17 protein-coding genes and 1 pseudogene are annotated in these 20193 nt (G+C 58.9%); 5 read left to right on the top strand and 13 right to left on the bottom strand.

From position 1 onward, the window contains the following. The 3 genes and pseudogenes from KW846_RS20595 to KW846_RS20585 all read right to left on the bottom strand — a co-directional run. A pseudogene (locus tag KW846_RS20595) lies at positions 1 to 361 on the bottom strand (glucose-6-phosphate isomerase); the annotation flags it as partial. A gap of 88 nt (positions 362 to 449) precedes the next feature. Beyond that, a complete protein-coding gene (locus tag KW846_RS20590; RefSeq protein WP_007977111.1) occupies positions 450 to 2048 on the bottom strand; it encodes a choline dehydrogenase in 1599 nt (532 codons plus the stop codon). Between the two features lie 72 nt (positions 2049 to 2120). Then, on the bottom strand, positions 2121 to 3611 hold the full coding sequence (locus KW846_RS20585) for an APC family permease (RefSeq protein ID WP_007977109.1): 1491 nt from the start codon (positions 3609 to 3611) through the stop codon (positions 2121 to 2123). Between the two features lie 224 nt (positions 3612 to 3835). Between KW846_RS20585 and KW846_RS20580 the strand changes: the two genes are divergently transcribed. From KW846_RS20580 to KW846_RS20570, 3 genes are read left to right on the top strand one after another with little or no spacing between them, the layout of a single operon-like run. Next, positions 3836 to 4867 carry an SIS domain-containing protein gene (locus KW846_RS20580; protein WP_218484739.1) on the top strand — a complete coding sequence of 344 codons (1032 nt, stop codon included), beginning with the start codon at positions 3836 to 3838 and terminating at the stop codon, positions 4865 to 4867. Continuing rightward, positions 4864 to 5778, top strand: a complete 915-nt coding sequence (locus KW846_RS20575; protein ID WP_218484736.1) for an ROK family protein — start codon at positions 4864 to 4866, stop codon at positions 5776 to 5778. Before KW846_RS20580 ends, KW846_RS20575 begins: the two co-directional genes overlap by 4 nt. Continuing rightward, complete coding sequence (locus tag KW846_RS20570) at positions 5775 to 6650, top strand: DeoR/GlpR family DNA-binding transcription regulator (RefSeq protein WP_256356805.1); 876 nt, start codon at positions 5775 to 5777, stop codon at positions 6648 to 6650. Before KW846_RS20575 ends, KW846_RS20570 begins: the two co-directional genes overlap by 4 nt. 308 nt (positions 6651 to 6958) lie before the next feature. On the opposite strand, the gene KW846_RS20565 is transcribed toward KW846_RS20570, so the two are convergent. The 7 genes from KW846_RS20565 to KW846_RS20535 all read right to left on the bottom strand — a co-directional run bounded on the left by KW846_RS20565 (position 6959) and on the right by KW846_RS20535 (position 14699). Continuing rightward, a complete protein-coding gene (locus KW846_RS20565) occupies positions 6959 to 8266 on the bottom strand; it encodes an OprD family porin (protein ID WP_007977103.1) in 1308 nt (435 codons plus the stop codon). A 178-nt stretch (positions 8267 to 8444) separates the two neighbouring features. Further along, positions 8445 to 9755: an MFS transporter gene (locus tag KW846_RS20560; protein WP_218484734.1), complete on the bottom strand. Its 1311-nt coding sequence runs from the start codon at positions 9753 to 9755 to the stop codon at positions 8445 to 8447. 225 nt (positions 9756 to 9980) lie between these two features. Further along, positions 9981 to 10961, bottom strand: coding sequence for a transketolase family protein (locus tag KW846_RS20555; protein ID WP_007977099.1), 981 nt, complete (start codon positions 10959 to 10961; stop codon positions 9981 to 9983). A gap of 2 nt (positions 10962 to 10963) precedes the next feature. Next, positions 10964 to 11851, bottom strand: coding sequence for a transketolase (locus KW846_RS20550; protein ID WP_218484732.1), 888 nt, complete (start codon positions 11849 to 11851; stop codon positions 10964 to 10966). A 104-nt stretch (positions 11852 to 11955) separates the two neighbouring features. Beyond that, positions 11956 to 13047 carry a glycerol dehydrogenase gene (locus KW846_RS20545; RefSeq protein ID WP_218484730.1) on the bottom strand — a complete coding sequence of 364 codons (1092 nt, stop codon included), beginning with the start codon at positions 13045 to 13047 and terminating at the stop codon, positions 11956 to 11958. A 128-nt stretch (positions 13048 to 13175) separates the two neighbouring features. Then, entirely contained in the window at positions 13176 to 13868 is a 693-nt protein-coding gene (locus KW846_RS20540) for an SDR family NAD(P)-dependent oxidoreductase (RefSeq protein ID WP_218484728.1), read from the bottom strand. A 30-nt stretch (positions 13869 to 13898) separates the two neighbouring features. Next, positions 13899 to 14699 (bottom strand): shikimate dehydrogenase, encoded by an 801-nt coding sequence (locus tag KW846_RS20535; RefSeq protein WP_007977091.1) that lies wholly within the window; start codon positions 14697 to 14699, stop codon positions 13899 to 13901. 196 nt (positions 14700 to 14895) lie between these two features. Between KW846_RS20535 and KW846_RS20530 the strand changes: the two genes are divergently transcribed. Next, positions 14896 to 15576 carry a GntR family transcriptional regulator gene (locus tag KW846_RS20530; RefSeq protein WP_007977089.1) on the top strand — a complete coding sequence of 227 codons (681 nt, stop codon included), beginning with the start codon at positions 14896 to 14898 and terminating at the stop codon, positions 15574 to 15576. Positions 15577 to 15648: 72 nt separating this feature from the next. Here the strand turns inward: KW846_RS20530 and KW846_RS20525 are convergent, their stop codons facing one another. After that, positions 15649 to 16491 carry a type 1 glutamine amidotransferase domain-containing protein gene (locus KW846_RS20525; protein ID WP_218484727.1) on the bottom strand — a complete coding sequence of 281 codons (843 nt, stop codon included), beginning with the start codon at positions 16489 to 16491 and terminating at the stop codon, positions 15649 to 15651. A gap of 117 nt (positions 16492 to 16608) precedes the next feature. On the opposite strand from KW846_RS20525, the gene KW846_RS20520 reads away from it, so the two are divergent. Next, positions 16609 to 17514 (top strand): LysR family transcriptional regulator, encoded by a 906-nt coding sequence (locus KW846_RS20520; RefSeq protein ID WP_218484725.1) that lies wholly within the window; start codon positions 16609 to 16611, stop codon positions 17512 to 17514. Between the two features lie 345 nt (positions 17515 to 17859). Here the strand turns inward: KW846_RS20520 and KW846_RS20515 are convergent, their stop codons facing one another. Further along, positions 17860 to 18552: a TetR/AcrR family transcriptional regulator gene (locus KW846_RS20515; RefSeq protein ID WP_218484723.1), complete on the bottom strand. Its 693-nt coding sequence runs from the start codon at positions 18550 to 18552 to the stop codon at positions 17860 to 17862. Further along, positions 18549 to 20177 carry a methyl-accepting chemotaxis protein gene (locus tag KW846_RS20510; RefSeq protein ID WP_218484721.1) on the bottom strand — a complete coding sequence of 543 codons (1629 nt, stop codon included), beginning with the start codon at positions 20175 to 20177 and terminating at the stop codon, positions 18549 to 18551. Before KW846_RS20510 ends, KW846_RS20515 begins: the two co-directional genes overlap by 4 nt. Between the last annotated feature and the right edge of the window lie 16 nt (positions 20178 to 20193).

The raw sequence follows: 20193 nt of genomic DNA, 5'->3' as shown, positions 1-20193 counted from the left end.
GCATCACGTTGACGCCATTGACCGACAGCTTGTCGCCAACCGGGCGACGCAGGGCGGTGTGCAGGGCCGGACGGCCCTCGGAAGCATTGACGATTTCGCCGTCGAACAGCGATTTGATCGCGCCCTTAAGGTCGACTTCGTTGGCCAGGCCCACCAGCAGATTGCGGGTCTCGGCGTTGATCAGGTTTTTCGAGTAGTCGAGAAACAGGCCGCAACTGCTGAGGGTGAATTGAGTAAAACGCTGCGGATCGGCATTGAAGGCTTCGCGCATGCTGAAATCCTGCATGGCTTGGCGGTGGTCATTCAACGCTTGCCAGGCGGGCAGAGCGGTAACGTCGTGAGGAGTGCGGTAATACGCCATCGCTTCGGGTTTCCTTGTGCAAATGTCGCGAGGTCACGTCAATGTGCCTGGCCGCGACTTTCACACCGCGGCCGTGCAGGGCAGGCCTTTAACGGCTGCACATCGCAGCGGCAATCTTCTCCGCCACCATGATGATCGGAGCATTGATATTGGCCGTCGGTACGCGTGGAAGGATGGAGCCATCGACCACTCGCAGGCGACTCACGCCATGCACGCAGCCTTGGTTGTCGGTGACAGCCATATCGTCGACACCCATGCGGCACGTACTGGTGGGGTGGTGCTCGGTATTGGCTACCTGGCGTAACCACGCGGCCAACTCGCTGTCCGTCGCGTTGAGCCCGGGCGTGTCCACCGATTCGCCGCGATAACGCGACCAGGCCGGCTGTTCGACCATTTGCAAGGTTTTGCGAATGCCGTCGACCATCTGCGTAACATCCCGTTGATCGGTCAGGTAGTTGAAGCGAATTACCGGCTTGTGGCGAGGATCGGCCGACCGCAGCGTTATATTGCCGCGACTGTGCGGGCGCATCTGGCTGACGAAGTACTGGAAACCGTCGGCGATGTGCACCTTGCCGGACTGGAAGTCCGCGAGGAAGGGCAGGAACTCATGCTGCATATTGAAGTAGTCGACATCGTCGCTGCTCTTGAAGAACGAGCCCACTTCGAAGAACGGCGTTGCCCCCAGGCCTGTCTTGAACAACGACCATTGCACCCCGAGCTTCAACCGTCCCAGAGTATTGAGTTCTTTGCAGATGGATACACCCGCGGGTGATTTGAAGCGCAATGGCGCGACCACATGATCCTGCAAATCGGCGCCGACGCCGGGCAGGTGCAAGCGCGATACAACGCCATGGGCGGCCAGATCGTCACGGTTGCCGATACCCGACAGCATCAACAGGTGAGGGGAGCCGATGGTGCCGGCGCAGAGCACAACTTCACGGGCGGCGTGAATGACCTTCTGTTCGCCTTTGTGCTGCACCGTGACGCCGTTGGCGACGCTGCCGGTAAGGTTCACGCGTTTGACCAGGCAATTGGTCAGGACCGTCAGGTTCGGCCGGCGGATTGCCGGTTTCAAATAAGCCAGGCTGGTGCTGCAGCGCACGCCATTGCGGATGGTGGTCTGCGTGACATGCACGCCTTCCTGATTGCCGCTGTTGTAGTCACCGGCGTCATCCAGGCCGAATTGCTGGCCTGCGTCCAGAAACGATTGATACAGCGGGTGGTCAGCCTTGCTACGCACTACGGTGATCGGGCCGTCCGCACCGCGCGCAGGATCTGCGCCATTTTCGAAGCTTTCCATCTTGCGGAAGAACGGCAGGCAATCGGCAAAGTCCCAGCCGTCGACACCCAGCGTGCGCCAATGGTCATAGTCCTTTTCGCTTCCCCGGACATAGACCATGCCGTTGATCGATGAACTGCCACCCAGGCAGCGGCCCCGTGCCTGGCCGATCACCCGGTCATGCAGTTCGGGCTCGGGTTCGCTTTCGAACTTCCAGTTGAATACATCGCTTTCAATGGGAAAGGTCAGGGCGGCGGGCATCTTGATGAAAATGCTCTTATCGCTGGGCCCGGCCTCGATCAGGCAGACCGTGACGCTGGAGTCTTCGGTCAGCCGGTTGGCCAGGACACAGCCTGCCGATCCTGCACCGACGATGACGTAATCGAATTCGTTAACCTTATTGACCATCTTGAATAACCCGGTAAAGACATGTTTGGCTGAAACAGCCCCGTGGATCCGGGGCTGCCTTGAATCGAGGCGTCAGGCTTTACGTGCCGCAGAAAGGCTCGCCGCGGGTGACGCTTGTTCCGACAGCGCGTCGGCGCGGCTGTCGTTCTCCACCACGTACTTGGACAGCGTCTTCCAGGTGTTGCTACCGCTGCGTTTGAGGTGCACCAGGCGCCACAGACCGAGGATCATCAGAACGACGAAGGCGATGGGTGCATAACCCACCGGAGGCTCTGGCAGCGGCACGAGCGAGTAGTAAAGAACGGTGAATAGCGCAATGGTCGAAATGATCGGGAAGAGGATATGCACGATGACGTTCAAGTCCTTGCGCATCACGGTGGTGAAGAAACGCGCGACACCAATATTGCCCATGAAGTAGACGAACACGTAAATGATGGTCGCCAGTGTCGCCAGCATGAAAAAGGCCTGGTCGGGTTGCATGAACGTGCCGCCAACCAGCGCGACGATCAACGCCAGAATCGTTTGAGTCAGGATCGCCGTGTGCGGAGTGCGGTGCACGGGGTGAACCTTCTTCAGCCAACCGGGAATCGCTTCCGCGCGGGCCATGGCGTACCAGTTGCGCGTCGAGTCCACGGTGCAGGCAATGCACACCGCAATCCCGGAGTTGAGCAGCGCCAGCAGAATCAGAATCCAGCCGTTGCCCCACAGACGGTGAGCAACGGCAAATGCAGGGCTGTCCTTGGAGTCGGCCAGCGTATCAAGGTGCGCAATGCCCCAGCCTGTCTGAATACCCCAGGCGCAGAACACGTAGTAAACACCGAGCAGAATCAGCGAACCGATAATGGCTTGCGGGATGACCTTGCGCGGATTGCGCGCTTCTTCGGCCACAGCCGCTGCGCCTTCCCAGCCTGTGAAAGCGAAAATCGACAACACCACCGCCAGGAAAAAACCGTGGGAGCTGGTGCTGTTGGCCGGGTTGAAACCCTCCAGTGATACGCCGCCTTCACCGGGAGACATCAATCCGCCGACCGCCAGCGCAGCGATGATCAGCATCTCCACCACCGACAGTACGGTGAGCATCTTTCCGGACGTCTTGATGCCTTTGTAAGCGATGAAACCGACGATCAGCAGGATGGCCGCCGCGATGTACTGCCACGGAATGTTTATCCCGTAGTTCTTGCTGATTTCAGTTTGCAGAACGAAACCGGTGAAGGCGGCGAGGCCGCCCGGAATCAGGGCCACAATCCAGGAATAGAGCCAGCCGACCATGAACCCGGCGCTCGGACCGACCGTCGCGCTGACGTAGGTATAGAAACCGCCTGCGGAGGGAAAATGCTTGCCCAATTGCGCCAGGGACACGGCGACGATCAAACCGATGATAAAGGCCGCGATATACGCCGAGGGCGCGCCGAGGCCCGCTTGCTGGGTATTGAATGCAATCGTGGTGAGCACGCCGACAGCGGGGGCGATCTGGGCAATGCTTTGCATCAGCACGGTGACCAGACCGACAGAGTTACTTTGCAAACCGGTGGCCGGCGCCGAGTGGGGGTGATCGTCGTTCATCGAAATCTCCTCATCTTATTGTGGTACGAGGAGCGGTAGTGCGCACCGAGCCTCTGACGACACGAGTATCTGTGCGCGATATCGTGCAGTCAATACCCTATAGCGTGTATTTTGTCGCTGAGGCTGGGATTTATTTATGTTTTATGGCGTGTATGTGTGCATTGACTGCACGAAAACGTGCATATAGGATTGAAAAACACACACATAGATTTTGGAGTTTCCTGATGTCTTTTTCTGCCAGTCCCTATGAATTCGATATTAACGATCAGGTTGCCGCGCTGGATGATCAGCTGGCTTATGAGCTGCCGGCAGCCTTGGCTGAGCTGGACCTGGCGGACTATGACCGCATTATTCTCACCGGCATGGGGTCTTCCGATTACACCGCACTGCCGATCGAGCGGGACCTGGCTGCCTGTGGCTATCCGGTGTGGCGCATCGATGCGGGACGCTTGCTGGATTTCCCGCAACTGATCACCCCCAACACGTTGCTGTGGGCGACTTCTCAATCAGGTATGAGCGGGGAAATCGTCACCCTGCTGTCGCAGTTGACTGGGGCAAAAAGGCCCAAAACCATCATCGGGGTCACCAACGCAGAAAACAGTACGCTAGCGCAGGTTTGCGATATTTTAGTGGCGCTCAAGTCCGGGGACGAGGCGACAGTCAGCTCCAAAAGCTACATCAACACCCTGGTCGCGCAATACCGCATAGCCCTGGCGTTGCGGGGCGAAAGTGAAGCACCGCTACTGGCGACCCTGAACGGGTTCCGGCAGCACATGGCGAGCCTGATCAACGACCGCCAACTTGTCCAACAGCTGACCGACAACGCATTCGATAATGCGGAGCCACGCCTGGCATTGGTAGGTATTGGCGCAGACGGTGCCACGGCGATGACAGGAGCATTGATACTCAAGGAAGCCTGCAAGGTCATGGTCGAAGGATATTTGGGCGGAGAGTTTCGCCACGGGCCACTGGAAACCTCAGGCCCGGGAATGATTGCCGTATTGATCGGCGACGGCACTGACAGCACCCTTGAAACTCTCGCCCAAGACTTGCTTGCCAACGGCACGACGGTGGTGACCATCGGGCCGAAGGCTTACGCTCAGAGCCAATTGTTGCCCACCGCCGGGCATGATGAATTAACCCGGCTGATTGCCGGAATTCTGTATGTTCAGCACTTTACAGTGACCTTTGCGCGAGCCCGGGGGCTGGTTCCGGGCGAATTCCTCTATGGCAATAAAATCACGGTGAAACTATGAGTGGGGCAGGTGAGGGTGGCGTTCGGGCGGGTGTCGACATCGGCGGCACAGGCATTCGCGTGGTAATCCTCGAGGATCGTCGTGAAATCGCCGCTGTTACGCTGCCCACATCGTCCTTCGAACGCTTCGAGCGCCACCGCCGCTCGTTGGAACTGGCTCGCCGCATCCGCGCACTTGTGCCGAATGACAAGACACTGATGTCATTGGGCATTGGTGCCAGCGGGCCGGTGGACACGGTGGCCGGTGTCATCGAAAACCCCAGCACACTGCCGACTTTTTCCGCATTGCCGCTGGTGGCGGATTTGTCGGCGCATCTGCAGGTGCCGGTACGTATCGATAATGATGCAGTGACAGCGGCACTCGGCGAGTTTCATCTGGGGGCCGGGATCGACAGCCGCAGAATGCTCGCCGTGACGCTCGGAACCGGTGTCGGCGTCGCCTTGCTGATCGGTGGACAGCCGTTGCGAACGGTAAGCGGTACACACCCTGAAGGCGGGCATATTCCCGTCGGTCACTCGGACACGCCTTGCTACTGTGGCGTGTCTGGTTGCTGGGAAACCCTGGCGTCACGCACCTGGTTGCAGGCCGAACTGACAAGGTTGGTGCCCGGGATCGCCTATGAGCAGCATGACCTGAGTTTCTATCGAGACCTTTGTCAAAACGATTCCCGGATCGCCCGGCTGTTTCAGCAGTACGGGCATCAGGTCGGCCGGGGCCTGGGTGCGTTGATGTCGCTCTATGGGCCGGATCTGGTCGTGTTGAGCGGCAGTGCGGCGCAGCTTTTTCCGCTCTACGAAGACGCGGTCCAGGCTTCGTTGGTGCGTTCAAAAGGCTTCGAGTTAAGCACGCGTATCGTGGTATCCGCGTTGGGTGACGGCGCGGGTGCGATGGGCGCCGCGCTTCTGTTTTGACGATCGGCTCCTTTGCGTTCAAGGGGTTAAATGGCTACTCTTTGCACGCAATCGTGCAATCCCTTTCAGTAAATGAGCAGAAAATGACAGCGTCCGAACGGCGGCTCCAGATCGTGGAACTCATAAAAGAACGTGGCTATGTCAATGCCGCCGAGTTGTCCGAAATGTTCTCGGTCGACAGTTCCACCATCCGCCGGGACCTGTCATTCCTGGAGAACAGCGGCAAACTGATTCGCACCCACGGCGGCGTACTCCCTTCGCAGGATGCCGATCAAGGGGATACGCCGTACAACGTACGACGCAACATGCATGAGCAGGGCAAAGCGGCCATTGCCCGGGCCGCGCTGGACTACATCCAGGACGGTCAATCGATCATTCTCGATAACGGCTCGACGGTGTTTCAGTTGGCGCTGGCCTTGAAGGCGCGCAAGAACATCACGGTCATTACCAATGACCTGATGATTGCGATGCAACTCTCCCAGCATCCGAGCATCACGCTGCATGTCGCCGGCGGCATGATGCTCAACAATGTTTTCACTCTGGTGGGGCCTGACACCGTGCAGAAGTTCGAGAACATCCACACGGATTGGGCGTTCCTCGGGGCTGAAGGCGTGCATCCGGAAAGTGGCATCACCAATATCAACACGGTCGAAATCCCGATAAAGCAAGCGATGATCGCCTCGGCGAATCAGACCATCGTCCTGGCCGATAGCTCCAAGCTCGGATACAAGGCCTTTTCGCATGTTTGTAGCCTGGACGCGATTACCAAAGTCATTACCGATGATCAGCAGACCATCAAGCATCGCCATGCTTACGCAGACAAACTTGAAGTTGTACCGGTCCGTAAGGTTACAGGTGAAGTGATTTCGTAGCCCATTGTCGACTCCTGGGCAGCAGCCGACAGATGACATTGCAGGCACCGGCTTTTTTCAATCGCCTAGCCGACGCTGATCTTTCCCTCCCGGCCGTCTCGTCATTGTGTGTTCGCCTCTATAGCGTCCGCTACTCAGTTGGTATGCGCATCGTTTCGTTTCGATGGCAGTTCGGGCAGTACTGTTGGGAGCCACAGCGAAATACATAGATCACGATTGCAAAAAAAGCGCTGACGTTGTGTAAGCGCTGAGGTAACAGGGCCTGGCCAGCGTCCTTGAATTGTGCGCGAGATCGTGAAATCGAGTGGTTATAGCAGCGGTATGCTATAGCTCACGAACAAGCGATTCTGCTCCTGGTTGCGGGACGCCTCGCTGTTTGATTTGCCGTTACGCCAGCCAAACCCAAGCCCCTTGAGAGGACCGGACTGCAACGCGTAGTCGAGACTGATGTCCCGCTCCCACTCCTTCTGGCTCGAGCCGGTAGTGGTCTTGATGTTGTCGCCGCTGAGGTACATGACCGAGGCTTTCAGGCCCGGCACGCCGAGGGCGACGAAGTCATAGGCATACTGACCAAACACGGTGCGTTCGCCGGCACGAGTGAAGGATTGAATCAGGCGGTCGGTGTACAGGTACAGACTGGAGCCGCCAGCGCCTTTGTCCGGCAGCGCGCCTTGATTGAGCTGAGTGAAGTTACTGCCACTGGACACGCTTTGGTAACCGGCGGTGACGGCGTGGCCACCCAGGGTGTAAATCAGCGCAGCGCTCCAGGTCTGGTTGTCGATCTCGCCATCATTGCCTTGGGTGTAGCCGCTGATCCGGTACCCAGACGTGCCGTCGCTGTTTTCACCTGACGAATCCGTCTTGAAGTAGCGCAGGTCAGTTTTCAGCGATTGACCGTCCGCGATCGGCCAAACGTGAATCAGGCCGAAAAATTGCTGCGAGTAATAGTCGTCCAGGTGGGCGTAGTAGTATTGCGCGGTCAGGTCCTTGGTGACTTTCCAGTCGCCGCCGGCGAAGTCGAACTGGTTGCTCTCGCGTACACCACCCAAGGCCGCCAGGCCGGTCTGATCGCTGGAGCCCCGACCGGTGGCGTGTTCGATCCGCCCACCAATCAGCGTCAGGTCCTTGAACTCGCCAGAGGTCAACTGGCCGCCTTCGAAGGTTTGCGGCAGCAAGCGGCCGTCGTTTGACACCAGGATCGGCAGCTTCGGTAGCAGCGTGCCCAGGCGTAGTTCGGTTTTCGAGATTCTAGCTTTGCCGGTCAGACCCAGACGGCTCCACTCATCCACGGCGTTGTTGTCGCTGTCTGACGGAATCATGCTGCTGCCGACGTGACGCCCCTTGCCACTGTCCAGTGTCACGCCGAGCAGTCCCAGCGCGTCGACGCCAAAACCGAGCTGTCCGTCGGTGTACCCCGACTTGTAGTCGAGCATGAAACCCTGCGCCCATTCTTCGGTTTTCGAAGGGGCGACGCTGCCGTCACGGTTGTCATTATTGAAGTAGAAGTTCTTCAGACCCAGGTTGGCCTTGCTGTCACTCAGGAAGTCCGCATGTGCCTGGGTGGTTAGTGCAATAGCACCCAGCGCGAAAGTGGCAGCCACTTTATTTCCTTTCATTTGTATCGACCCTTTTTTGTAGTTTGAAGTTGGGAGTGGATGAACGGGGGGCCCCGCAGGAGCGAGTGCCGGCAATGAACGTTGCGTGTTGGGCGGTCGGGGGCAGCGACAGGCAAGCCCGTTCCGAAGACCAATGGGTGCATTCGGGACGGGATTTTTTAGGCGTGACCGATGAAGTTCAGATTTTGTCGATTGCAACGCCGTGGTTGTTTTTCCACATCAGCACCACGGCGCTGGCGATAATGGCGACCACGATCAGATAGATGTTGAACATCCAACCAATGTTTTCCGAGTACAGCCAGGTTGTCAGGTACGAGGCTGTGCCACCGAATACTGCGACGCCTAGAGAAATGCATACCCCGAACATACGGGTGCGATAGCGGGTCGGAATCTGTTCGGAGATCGACGCCGGTTTGCAACCGGTGATGAAGCCCACCAACAACAAGCCTGCGGTTTGCGTAACCATCAAGGTCCACGGCTCATTGGAAATCAGGCTCCACAGAGGGAACAGCGTGGCAGCAATACCGAGCAACGAGATCAGCGCAGAAATCTTGCGTCCCCACTGATCGGAGAGCCAGCCCGAGACCGGCAGGAATACCAGGTAGATGACCTGTGCAATGCAGCTCATGGTGAACGCACTGCGCGGGTCCATGCCTTTGATGCTGATGGCGTAGATCGACGCCGATGTGACCCAGGTGTAGTAGGTCAACGTGGCACCGGCTTCATAGAGAAACAACCGAATGCCATGTTGAATGATTTTGCCGCGACTCCAGGCCGACTCGGGTGAGACACCCGCGGCGTTTGGGCTGTGCTCGCTTTCCATCATGTTGCGGCGCAACCACAACGCGAAGACGGCCAACAGACCACCGGAGGCGAACGGGATGCGCCAGCCCCATTCCTGCATTTCACTGACGGACAGCAGTGACGTCAGCAGCGCCATGTAGAACGTCGCCAGTAACGATCCGCAGCCAACGGCGATAAACACGGTACTTGACCACAGACCCCGACGTTTCGGCGGGGCGATTTCGGCGATGTAGGCATAGGAGGTGGTGGTCTCGCCGCCATGAGCAAAGCCTTGCGCCAGTCGGGCCAACAACAGAAGCGCCGAAGCCCAGCTGCCGATGGCGTCATAGGAAGGAATAAAGGCAATCAACAGGCTGGCACTGGCCATCAGCAGCATAGTGCTCATGAGCACCGTGCGCCGCCCCAGTTTATCGGCGAGGATGCCGAAGCAGATGCCGCCGAGAGGCCTCAACAGAAAACCGGCTGCAAACACGGCCAGGGTATTGAGCAGGGCAGAGGTGGCATTGCTTTTATCGAAGAGTGCCGCGGCGATGTAGACCGATGCAACGGTGTAGATCGTCCAGTCGAACCACTCAAGCAGGTTTCCCACGCCGGTGGCCATCAATGACTTTCTGCGCAGTGTTGTACGGGGTGTTTTGGCCTGCCCGATCGAAACGTCGGGTATGGTCTCGGTAATATTATTCATTGTTGGCTCCGAGATGTTTCATGAACCACGGTATGTGGTGAGTAACGATGGGTTGCATAGGGCTTGCTGAAAAAAACGAGATTTCCCATCCAGCAAAAATCCCCTGTAGGAACGAGCGGTGCGGCGATCCGGCTTGCCCGCAAAAGCGGTCTGATGTTCAGCATTGATGTCGATTGACATACCACTCTCGCGAGCAGGCTTGTTCCCACAGTGACAGGGTGGATGTCAGGCGTTGATGTGCGCCAATGCCACTTCTTCGATGCCGGCCGCATCGAGCTTGTAGTGTTCGTACAAGTGCGTCGGCGGGGCGATCAAACTGTATTCGTCGTAGATGCCGTGGCGCTTGAGCTTGACGCCGACGCCTTCGTCCGAAAGCACTTCGGCTACCGCAGCGCCGAGACCACCGAGGACGTTGTGCTCCTCTACGGTCATCATGCGTTTGCTGCGAGCAGCAGCGCGCAGGATGGCGTCACGGTCGATCGGCTTGATCGACGCCATGTCGATCACCCCCACGGAGCGTCCTTCGGCGTTCATTTTGCGAGCGGCGGCCAGGGCCGCATGCACGGTGATGCCGCAGGCGATGATGGTCAGTTCTTCACCCTCGATATGCTCATGGGCCTTGCCGAATTCGAAGACCACACCGTCCTCGTAAACGATCGGGTCGCGACCGCGACCAATGCGGAAATACACCGGTTTATCGTAGGTGGCGGAGGCCTTGATGGCAGCGACCAGTTGCGCACCATCCGCCGGCGAAACCACGGCCAGATCGGCAATCGAACGCATGGTGGCGATGTCTTCGGTGGCATGGTGCGAGGTACCGTAGAAACCCAGCGAAATGCCGGTGTGGTGCCCGATCAGACGCACCGGTTGCGCCGAATATGCGACGTCCATGCGGATCTGCTCGCAGCACAACAGGCCGAGGAACGAAGCGAAGGTCGCCACGAACGGCATCACTCCACAAGTGGCCAGGCCGGCTGCGGCGGTGACCATGTTTTGTTCGGAGATACCGAACTGCAGGTAACGCTCGGGGTACTGGCTGGCGAACTTGTTTAGGCCGTTGGAGTACTGCAAGTCAGCCGAACCGGCCATCACCGGGTAGCCGGCCTGGGTCAGTTCAATCAGTGCATCAGACAAGTACGACAGGCCCGGGTTGAGCGCGTTGAGGCCACGGTACTGCCAGGAATTGGGGGAAAGAGGGGCGTTCATGTTCAGATCTCCATGGCTTCAATTTCAGCGATAGCGCGTTTAGCGTCTTCCGGGTCAAGGTAACCAAGGTGCCAGCCTGGCTCGGTCTCCATATAGGAAACGCCTTTGCCCTTGACGGTCTTGGCGATGATGCAGACCGGTTTCTCACGGCGTTCGTCAGCCTTCACCCGGCGCAGGGTTTCGGTCACTTCGGCGATGTTGTGCCCGTCGATCACATGCACTTCCCAGCCGAATGCCCGCCATTTTTCGTCCAGCGGTTCGATGCCGATCACGTCGTCCACCTGTCCGTCGAGCTGGAAACCGTTGCGGTCGACAATCGCGATCAAATGTTTGGCGTTGTGGTGAGCGGCGCTCATGGCCGCTTCCCAGACCTGGCCTTCCTGCATTTCGCCGTCTCCAAGCATGACGAAAACGTCATAGACTTCGCCGGTGAAACGCTGGGCCAGGCACATGCCCAGGCCACCGGAGAGGGCGTGGCCGATGGAGCCGGAGGAGAAGTCGATGCCGGGCACTTTGCGCATGTCAGGGTGATCCCCCAGAGGGCTGCCCAGGCGGGTGTATTCATCGAGCCACTCCTTGGGGAACACCCCCAGGTCAGCCAGGATCGGGAACTGACCTACGGCGGCGTGCCCCTTGCCCATCAGGAAGCGGTCGCGGCCCGGCCATTTCGGCTCTTCGGGACGGATCGTCATCACGTCGTAGTACAGCGCCGAGAACAGTTCGGCGGCGGAAAACACCGAGGTGTAGTGGCCGGTCTTGGCGATTTCGATCAGGCGGATGGTTTCAAGGCGAACGAACTTCGCGCGGTTCTTGAGCATCTTGACGGTCTCGGCAGAAGGCACAAAATTGCTGGCTTTCCACTGTTCGATCTTTTTGCGGGGTGTAGACATCTCTACCTCCAATCACAGGCATGAATTTGTTGAAATTGAATCTCAGTGGTACGGGTTGAACTTCAACCGGGTGGTTGCGGGTTCAACGGGTTTTCGGTGCGCGGTCAGTGGCTGCGGCCTTCCAGGGCGCGCATGGCACCGATCAACTCGTCGCAGGTCAGCGGACCGCCCGAAACCGAGACGAAGTTGCGTGCATGGGGAGCTTTGAGGGTGGGCTCGGCCACTTGCATCAACAGCGCGTCGTCGATGTTCGATACGCCCAGTTCGGCCAAGTTGCGAGGCAGGCCGATGCGTTCATAGAAGCTCAACATGTCGCCCATGAGTTCGGCGTCGCGATCCTCCAGAACCAGCTGCACCAGCAAGCCGTACGCCACTTGCCAGCCGTGGACTTGTTGCTGCGCACCGGGGATTTTCGACAGGCCGCGGGTCATGGCGTGGGCAATCGACAGGCCGCCGCTTTCGAACCCCAGGCCACTCATCAGCAGCACGGCTTCAATCAAGTGATCGAAGGCCGGTGTCACCTGGCCGCTGCCGGCCTGAGCCAGTGCCGGTTCCGCGTATTGGCGAATGACTTGGTAGCACTCGCGCGCCAGCACCAGCCCGGACAGCGCCGGGCGTGCGCCAAACATGTTCACGCCGGTCGAGTTGAAGCACTGCTCGGCCTCGAATTTCTTGGTCAGGGCGTCAGCGATACCGGCCAGCAGGAACTGGCGTGGCGCTTGGGCGATCAGTCCGGTATCGACCAGCACATAGCGGGGGCTGCAGAGCAGATGGCCGACTTCGCTCAATTGATGATGGTCGTCGTAAACCACGTAGTTTTTCGAGGTCGGCGCATCGTTCGAGGCCACGGTGGGCATGGTGATGAGCGCACGCCCTGAGCTGTGGGCGAGGGCCTTGCCGGCGTCGATGCACTTGCCGCCACCGACGGCCAGGATCATGTCGAAACCGATGGCTGCGGCAGTGCTTCTGAGGTCGGCGATGCCGGCGGCAGTGATCTCGCCATCGAAGGTGATGTAGTGCAATTCGACGTCCGCGTGTGCACAGGTGTCATCCAGTCGCGACCTGATCAAGCCCAGGACATAACTGTCGATGACCACCACGGCCTTGCGTCCGCAGTGCGCCAGATAAGTACCCGCCTGAGCGAGCACCTCCGTGCCCTGGACGTATCTTCCGGGTGAGCCGAAAACCAGATTCATTCAACACCTCTCTTCACTGCTTATTGTTATTTGAGGCATCGGCGGCGAGCTGCCGAGTGCTCGATTCTGTTATGATGCATGATATATCATGTTTTTTTGCGGTCAAGCGCTCAATCGATGAGTTGATCTCAGGCGATCGAATATCCGCCGTCTACCGGCAGCGTCGTGCCGGTGACATACCGCGCGTTTTCCGAGACCAGGAAGGCGATTACGTTGGCCACGTCTTCCGGAGCGCCCCAGGCTTTCATGGGAATCCGCGCCATGATCCCTTCTGAGCGCACCGGGTCTTCAAATGCCCGGCGCGAGAGATTGGTCAGGATCCAGCCCGGTGCCACGGCATTGGCGCGCACGCCATCGGTGGCCCAGGCCACAGCCATGCAACGCGTCAACTCGCTGATAGCGGCTTTGCTCGACGCATATGCTGGGGTTTTGGCTGAGCCGAAGATGCCCCACATCGAAGCGAAATTCACCACTGCGCCGCGTGCGGCTTTCAGGCCGGGCAGGGCGGCATTGGTGATGCGCATGACGGCTGTCAGATTGACGTCCATGACCCGGCTGAAGCCATCAAGCTCCCACTCGCGATTGTGATCGATGATGCCGGCGGCGTTGACGATTGCATCGACGCGCTCGAACTGCGCGAAGAAGTCGTTCACCGCTTCGTCGTTGGTTACGTCCAGTTCCTGGTAATGAATGCCCTCCACGCGCAACTCCGGCTCACCGAGGCCGAGGGTGAACACTTCATAGCCGTCAGCGAGCAAACGTTGTGCAGTGGCCAGGCCGATGCCCGAGCCGCCGCCGGTGACAATGGCAGTTTTTTTCATGGCGTTTTCTCCAGGTTGGTCAAAGGCAAATCAGCTGCCGCATTGGGCAAACAGAAACTCGGCCAGCAAATCAATCTGGCCAGTGATCATGTGCGCACCTTTGTGAATCACGCAGCCGCGTTCGGCGGCGGCACTGAGCAAGGGTGTGATATCCGGATTCATCACTACTTCGCCGACCACCGTTCCCGGGGCCAGGGTCTCGACTGGCAGGGGCAAGGGATCATCGGCTTTAAGTCCCAGCGCGGTGCCATTAATCACCACGTCGAAACCGCTGCCATCGGAGGGGCCGGCATTGATCTGGCGAGCAGGAAAAATTCGGCGAAGTTCGTCGACCAGCTCTTCGGCCTTGGCCGGCGAACGATTGCTGATCACCAATTCCCGGATCTCTTCGGCCAGTAACGCATGGGCGATGCCGGTGGCCGCGCCGCCCGCGCCGAGCAGCAACACGCGTTTGTCTTGCAGGTCATGGCCCTGTTTTTTCAGGCCGGCAACGAAGCCGTCGCCATCGAACATGCGCCCGCTGAAGCGCCCGTCGGGCAGACGTTTGGCGACGTTACACACGTTAAGCAGACGGGCAGTGCCTTGGAGTTCATCACACAATGTCGCCACCTCCAGCTTGTGCGGAACGGTGACGATCACCCCCGCCAGGTTTTCGATACCGCGCAACCCCTCCCACGCGGTGGCGAGGTTGGCAGGCGACACTTCCCAGGGCACCAACACTCCGTCATATCCGAGGCGCTCCAGCAGCGGGTTGAAAAATTCCGGTGTACGCAGGTGCTTGGCGGGGTAGGTCAGATGGACCACGACCCGTGTTTTACCGCTGATAGGCATTTGGATGTCCTTGATGAGTTGTTGTTGTGATATATGATATATCCTTGATCTGATCGCGCGTCAACTGCGTGTCCCTGCCTTGAAGCAGTGGAGATGAAAAGGTCATGATGTATGATGCGTTATCTTCGTCGCCGCCTGCTGTCGTATCCACACGCCAGGTCGCCACACTCTTTTTTACTCTGGAGACCGAGCAACCGTGACCGTGCATAAGCCCATCGATAAAGGCAACTTGAGCGAGCGGGTCTACTCCATAATCCGCACCGCGCTGATGGACGGGCAGTATCAACCCGGGGACCGTTTGCGGATCAGCGCCCTGGCCGAAGAGTTCGGTGTGTCGATCACCCCTGTACGTGAAGCGATTTTCCGCCTGGTCAGCGACCACGCTTTGGACATGAAGGCCGCGACGTCTATTTATGTCCCCGAGCTGACAGTCAGCCAGTTGCGGGAAATTCAATTGATCCGCCATTTGCTGGAGGGCGAGGCGGCGGGCATGGCAGCCCTTCGGGTGACCAAGCCGGAACTGGCGAAACTCGAAGCCATTCAGGATGCCTTCCAAAAAGCGGTGTCCGTCGACTACAAGCAAGCCGCGCTGCTCAACAGGGAATTCCACTTCGGGTTGATTTCCGCCGCGCGCATGCCCGTCGTGGCCAAAACCCTGGAGAACATGTGGGTCATCATGGGACCGCTCTTGAGCCGCTTCCACGCGGAAGTGCCAAAGCGAGAACTCGCCAGTTCCAAGCACAAGCATTTCGAAGTACTGGAGGCCTTGCGTAATCGGGATTCGGACAAGGCCAAAGACGCCATGCAAGCAGACATTGCGTGGGGCGAGTTGATGATCGAATGGCTGGAACAGAAAGAAAGCCTGGCCGAGGCTTGAGCCCTGTCGCCGTCGCCCGAGCGACCCCGTAGGGGGCGGGCGATGTCGTTTTGCACATGCGCAGCAGGCGCGTTATTTCAGCCTTCCGAGCAATACCTTGCCGACCTCGTTGGCCGAGGCTGGATTCTGGCCCGTGATCAATTCGCGATCGACGACGACATAGGGCGTCCAGTTGGCCGTGTTACTGTTGTATAAGCCACCGGCTTTTTCCAGCGCGGTTTGCGGGTAGAACCTCATCTCGCCGCCATTGAGCAGGCCTTTGGCAGCTTGCTCTTCCTTGTTGCTGATAACCGTCATCTTGTAGCCCGCATAGATCCAGTCGGTGCTGGCGTTTACCGGCTTGGCTGCCTGGACTTTTCGAGTGAAGCTCTCTGAGTCAGTCAGTGTCGACAGCAGGGCGATCGGGCCATGGCAGACCAGGGCGGTGGTCTTGCCTTGATCATGGAAATTCACCAGCAAGCGACCCAGCGCAGGGCTGTGCAGCAGATCCTGCATCGGTGCATGGCCGCCGGGAATGTAGACCGCATCGAAATGCGCGTAGCCGATCTGTTCCACCCGGTCGAGGCTGATGACCGGTGATTGCTCCGGCACGGTCAGTTTCAATTGGTCGAGCAGGTGCTTGTAGGTCTCGAGCGTGGCTTCATCGTTGTTGAAGTACATTTTGTCGATGGACGTCTGATCCACAGTCGGGGCCTTGCCTTTCGGGGTAGCGAAGGTCACTTCATGGCCGGCGTCGAGCAGCATCTTCACCGGTTGCAACAGCTCGTTCAGGTAGAAACCGGTCGCGAAGGTTTTTCCGTCCTTCAGATCGAGCGTCGCCGAGTCGGAAAGCACCACAAGCACGTTGCCGGCGTTCGCCGTCACGCTGGTGGCAATCAGGGCTGTGGTCAGGGCAATACGGGTCATTGTCTTCATGTCGAGTCCGCAAACAGTAAGGCGAACGGTTGTCGCCCCTTGGTTGGACACTCTATTGGTGTGTTATATGGCGATAAACTACCTAAAACGGAAATCATTTGGCCCGAGAAAGCAATAATGCCACGTAAATTCGACCATCTTGGCGATGTGGAGGCCTTCATACGTGTGGTAGAGCAGGGCACAGTCAGCGCAGCTGCCATCGCGCTGGCGACGACGCCTTCGGTGCTCAGCCGCGCATTGACCAGGCTTGAGTCGCGCCTTGGCGTGCAGCTGTTGCGACGTACCACCCGCAGGCTCAGCCTGACAGATGCCGGCCGGTTGTACCTGGAGCAGACCCGTCTGGCGTTCACACAGATCGAAGAGGCGGAGCGGACCATTCGTGGCCAGGAAGGCGAGTTGAGCGGACGCGTGCGCATGAGCGTACCGACAACCTACGGGCATCACCGTCTGCCACCGCTGCTCAGCGCTTTTGCCCGGCAATACCCTGCTGTCCAGGTGGAACTGAGCATCACCAATCGCAACGTTGACCTGGTTGCCGAAGGCTATGACCTGGCGATCCGTTTGGGGCCTTTACCGGACAGTGGTTTGGTTGGACGCAAGCTCGAAGATGCTCGTCTGTCTCTGGTTGCCTCCCCCGAGTACCTGGCTCGCACCGGTATCCCTGAAACCCTCGACGAGTTGAGGGAACATGTTTGCCTGCCGTTCATCATGCCCAGCAGCGGCAAGATCGGGCCGTGGCTGTTCTGTCTTGACGGGGAAAACCTGGACTGGGTACCACAAGCCAATGTCGTGGTGTCGGATGATGTCCTAGGAATCGTTTCACTGGCACAAAGCGGTCTGGGCATCTGCCAGACCTATGACTTCATCATCCGCGAGAGGGTGCTGCGCGGTGAGTTGGTGGAGATCCTTGTGCAGTTGAGCGGGCGCAGCAGGCCATTCTCGATTATCTATCCGCCTCACCGGCAATTGTCAGCCGCATCCAGAGCGTTGATCGACTTCATTTTAGCCAAGACTCAGTCCTGAATTTCATCGACTTGACACCCAAGAGTGTGAGGGATCGAACTTCCTGGTCCGGTTGTACAGGTGTTGAAAAAAACTCTGGATTGGCTTCTTTGCGTCAAACTAATTTGAGTGCCGAGAGTTTTATGTGAAGCCACTTTTACCGGTTTCATATTCCCTTGTGCAAGGGTGAAGGACAAACTGCAGCACCGCCGACCCAAAGCCCGCAGGGCTGGATCTATGGTGGGGTGTGCAGTGGCAGGACTGATTGGCCCGACGTGAAGCGATGAACATCGTGGCCAGTGGAGAGTTAGAAAATAAAATCCGAGGGTTTGTCGGCTGCCGGCAGAGGGTATCGGAATCAGGTACTTATTCAAGTGCCAAGGAGGAGGGCGATGGGTGAACGACTGCCGCCAGGTCTGCGGCCTCAGTGGCCCGCAATGCGCCCTGCAGCGTACTCATCACCATCTCATGCAGCAGCTTGCGGCGTGCTCCAATGCCGGCCTTGGGCTGCCCAACCCAGGCCGGTAGTTGATTGAGCAGGGAAACGATGCCGCTTACGGTCGCGCGCCGGGTGGCGCCGGCCGGTTTACCGGTGAGTTGCTCTATGGTCTCCACCAGATGCTGCTCGTAGCGTCGGCGCAGGGCCAGAATCGAGTCTTGCTGTTCGTCGCTCAAACAATGGAGGTCGTACTCAGCCAGGCGGAAATGCGCGGCCATGCGCTCGTGCAGCCGTAGGTGCGCCTCAAGCAGGCCCTGCAGTCGTACAGCAGGGGCGGATTTGCGACGGGTCACCAGGCTGGCGCCATCCAGCAACGCTTCGTAGAGTTCCTCGATCAATTCACACAGCAGTGCCTCTTTGCTATCGATGTGGTTGTAGAGGGAGCCGGCCGTGATCCCCAGGCCAGTGGCCAGGTCGCGCATGCTGACCCGGCTGAAACCGTGCCTGGCGAACAGCTCGACCGCCTTGTGCCGCGTTTCCAGGTAGCGCGTGTTGCGCTCTTCGTCGACAGGTATGGCAAAAAGGGATCTGGAAGACTGCATGTTGCTCATCCACCTCATACGCGAAACTGCCCCAACAGCCGATTGAGCTGACCCGCCAGTTGGCCCAATTCCTGGCTCGCCGCGTTGGACCGGTCTGCTGCCTGGGCATTTTCGTGGGCCAGAGAGGCTGCGCGGGACACATTCTGGTTGATGTCTTCGACCACGTGTGACTGCTCCAGGGTGGCGCTGGCGATCGAGGCGTTCAGTTCAGTGACGTTGCGCAGCGCGCCGAGTACCTGGTGCAGGCTTTCAGCCGTTTGGTGGGCCTGCTCCACGGTTTGTCGAGCGGCCTGGCTGCTGGCATTGATGACATTCACCGCGGCTTGCGAGTTGCCGTGCAGGCGCTCGATCATGTCCTGGATTTGCGCGGTGGACTGCTGGGTGCGCTGTGCCAGCAGGCGAACTTCGTCGGCCACCACCGCGAAGCCGCGACCCTGTTCGCCAGCGCGCGCCGCCTCGATGGCGGCGTTCAGGGCGAGCAGGTTGGTCTGCTCGGCGATGGCGCGGATCACCTCCAGCACGCTGCCGATCTGGGTACTTTCCCGGGCCAGGCTCTGGATCACCTCGACGGCCTGGCCGATCGTATCGGACAACTGATCGATCTGGCGCAGGCTGGTGTCGATGTTGTTCTGGCCCCGACGTGCCTGCTCTTCGGCCTGGCGAACTTCGTTGGCCGCGTGCTCGGCGTTCTTCGCCACTTCCTGCACGGCGTAGGAAACCTCATGGATGGCGGCGGCGACCAGCTCCATCTGCTGCGATTGCTGCTGGCTGTGGTTCTGGCTATCGGCAGCGATTTCACCGAGCGACTTCGAAGCCTGATCCAGGCTGTCAGCGGACTGCATGGACTGGCCGATCACGCCACGCAGCTTGTTGGTGAAAACGTTGAAATGGCCGCTCAAGTCTGTCAGTTCATCGCGCCAGCGGTTATCCAGATTGCGGGTCAGATCGGCTTCGCTGCTGGCGATGTTTTCCATAGCATCGACCACCCGCGCCAGTGGCGAGGCGATGCTGCGGGCAATCAGCAGGATCAGCGTACTGAGCATCAGGGTGATCGTCAGCAATATGACGAAAGCCTGGAGCAACTGGCGGCGGAACTCGACCTGCACGTCGTCGATGTAGATGCCCGAACCGACAATCCAGCCCCAGGGCTTGAACAGTTCGACGTAGGAAACCTTCTCCACCGGCGCGTCGGAACCCGGCTTGGGCCAGCGGTAGTGCACCAGCCCGGCGCCATCGCGTTTGGCCGTGGCGACCATTTCGTCGAACAGCGCCTTGCCGTCCGGATCGAGTGTACCGGCCATGCGCTTGCCCTCGAGCTTGGCATTGGGGTGCATGACCATGCGTGTGTCGAGGTCTTCGAGCCAGAAGTAGTCCTGGCGGTCGTAGCGCAAGTCGCGCATGACCGCGATGGCCTGCTGCTGCGCCTGCTCACGATTGAGGCCCTGGGCTTCCAGGCTCTGGAAGTGGCGCAGGATGCCGCTGGCGGTCTCGACCACGTGGCGGGTTTTCAGCGCCTTGGCCGCATAAAGGTCGTCATGGCTCTGCTTGAGCATCAGGCCGGCGAGAATCAGCAGCATCAGGATGGATGTCAGCAAAATCAGCCACAGACGTCGGCTAATGGAAATATTGCGCAAGCCGGGCATGGGCAACTCCGCGAGA

Origin of the sequence: Pseudomonas sp. PDM32 (genome assembly GCF_019219225.1) — a bacterium.
Taxonomy (GTDB): domain Bacteria; phylum Pseudomonadota; class Gammaproteobacteria; order Pseudomonadales; family Pseudomonadaceae; genus Aquipseudomonas; species Aquipseudomonas laurylsulfatiphila.
This window is presented reverse-complemented; position numbering and strand designations above follow the sequence as displayed.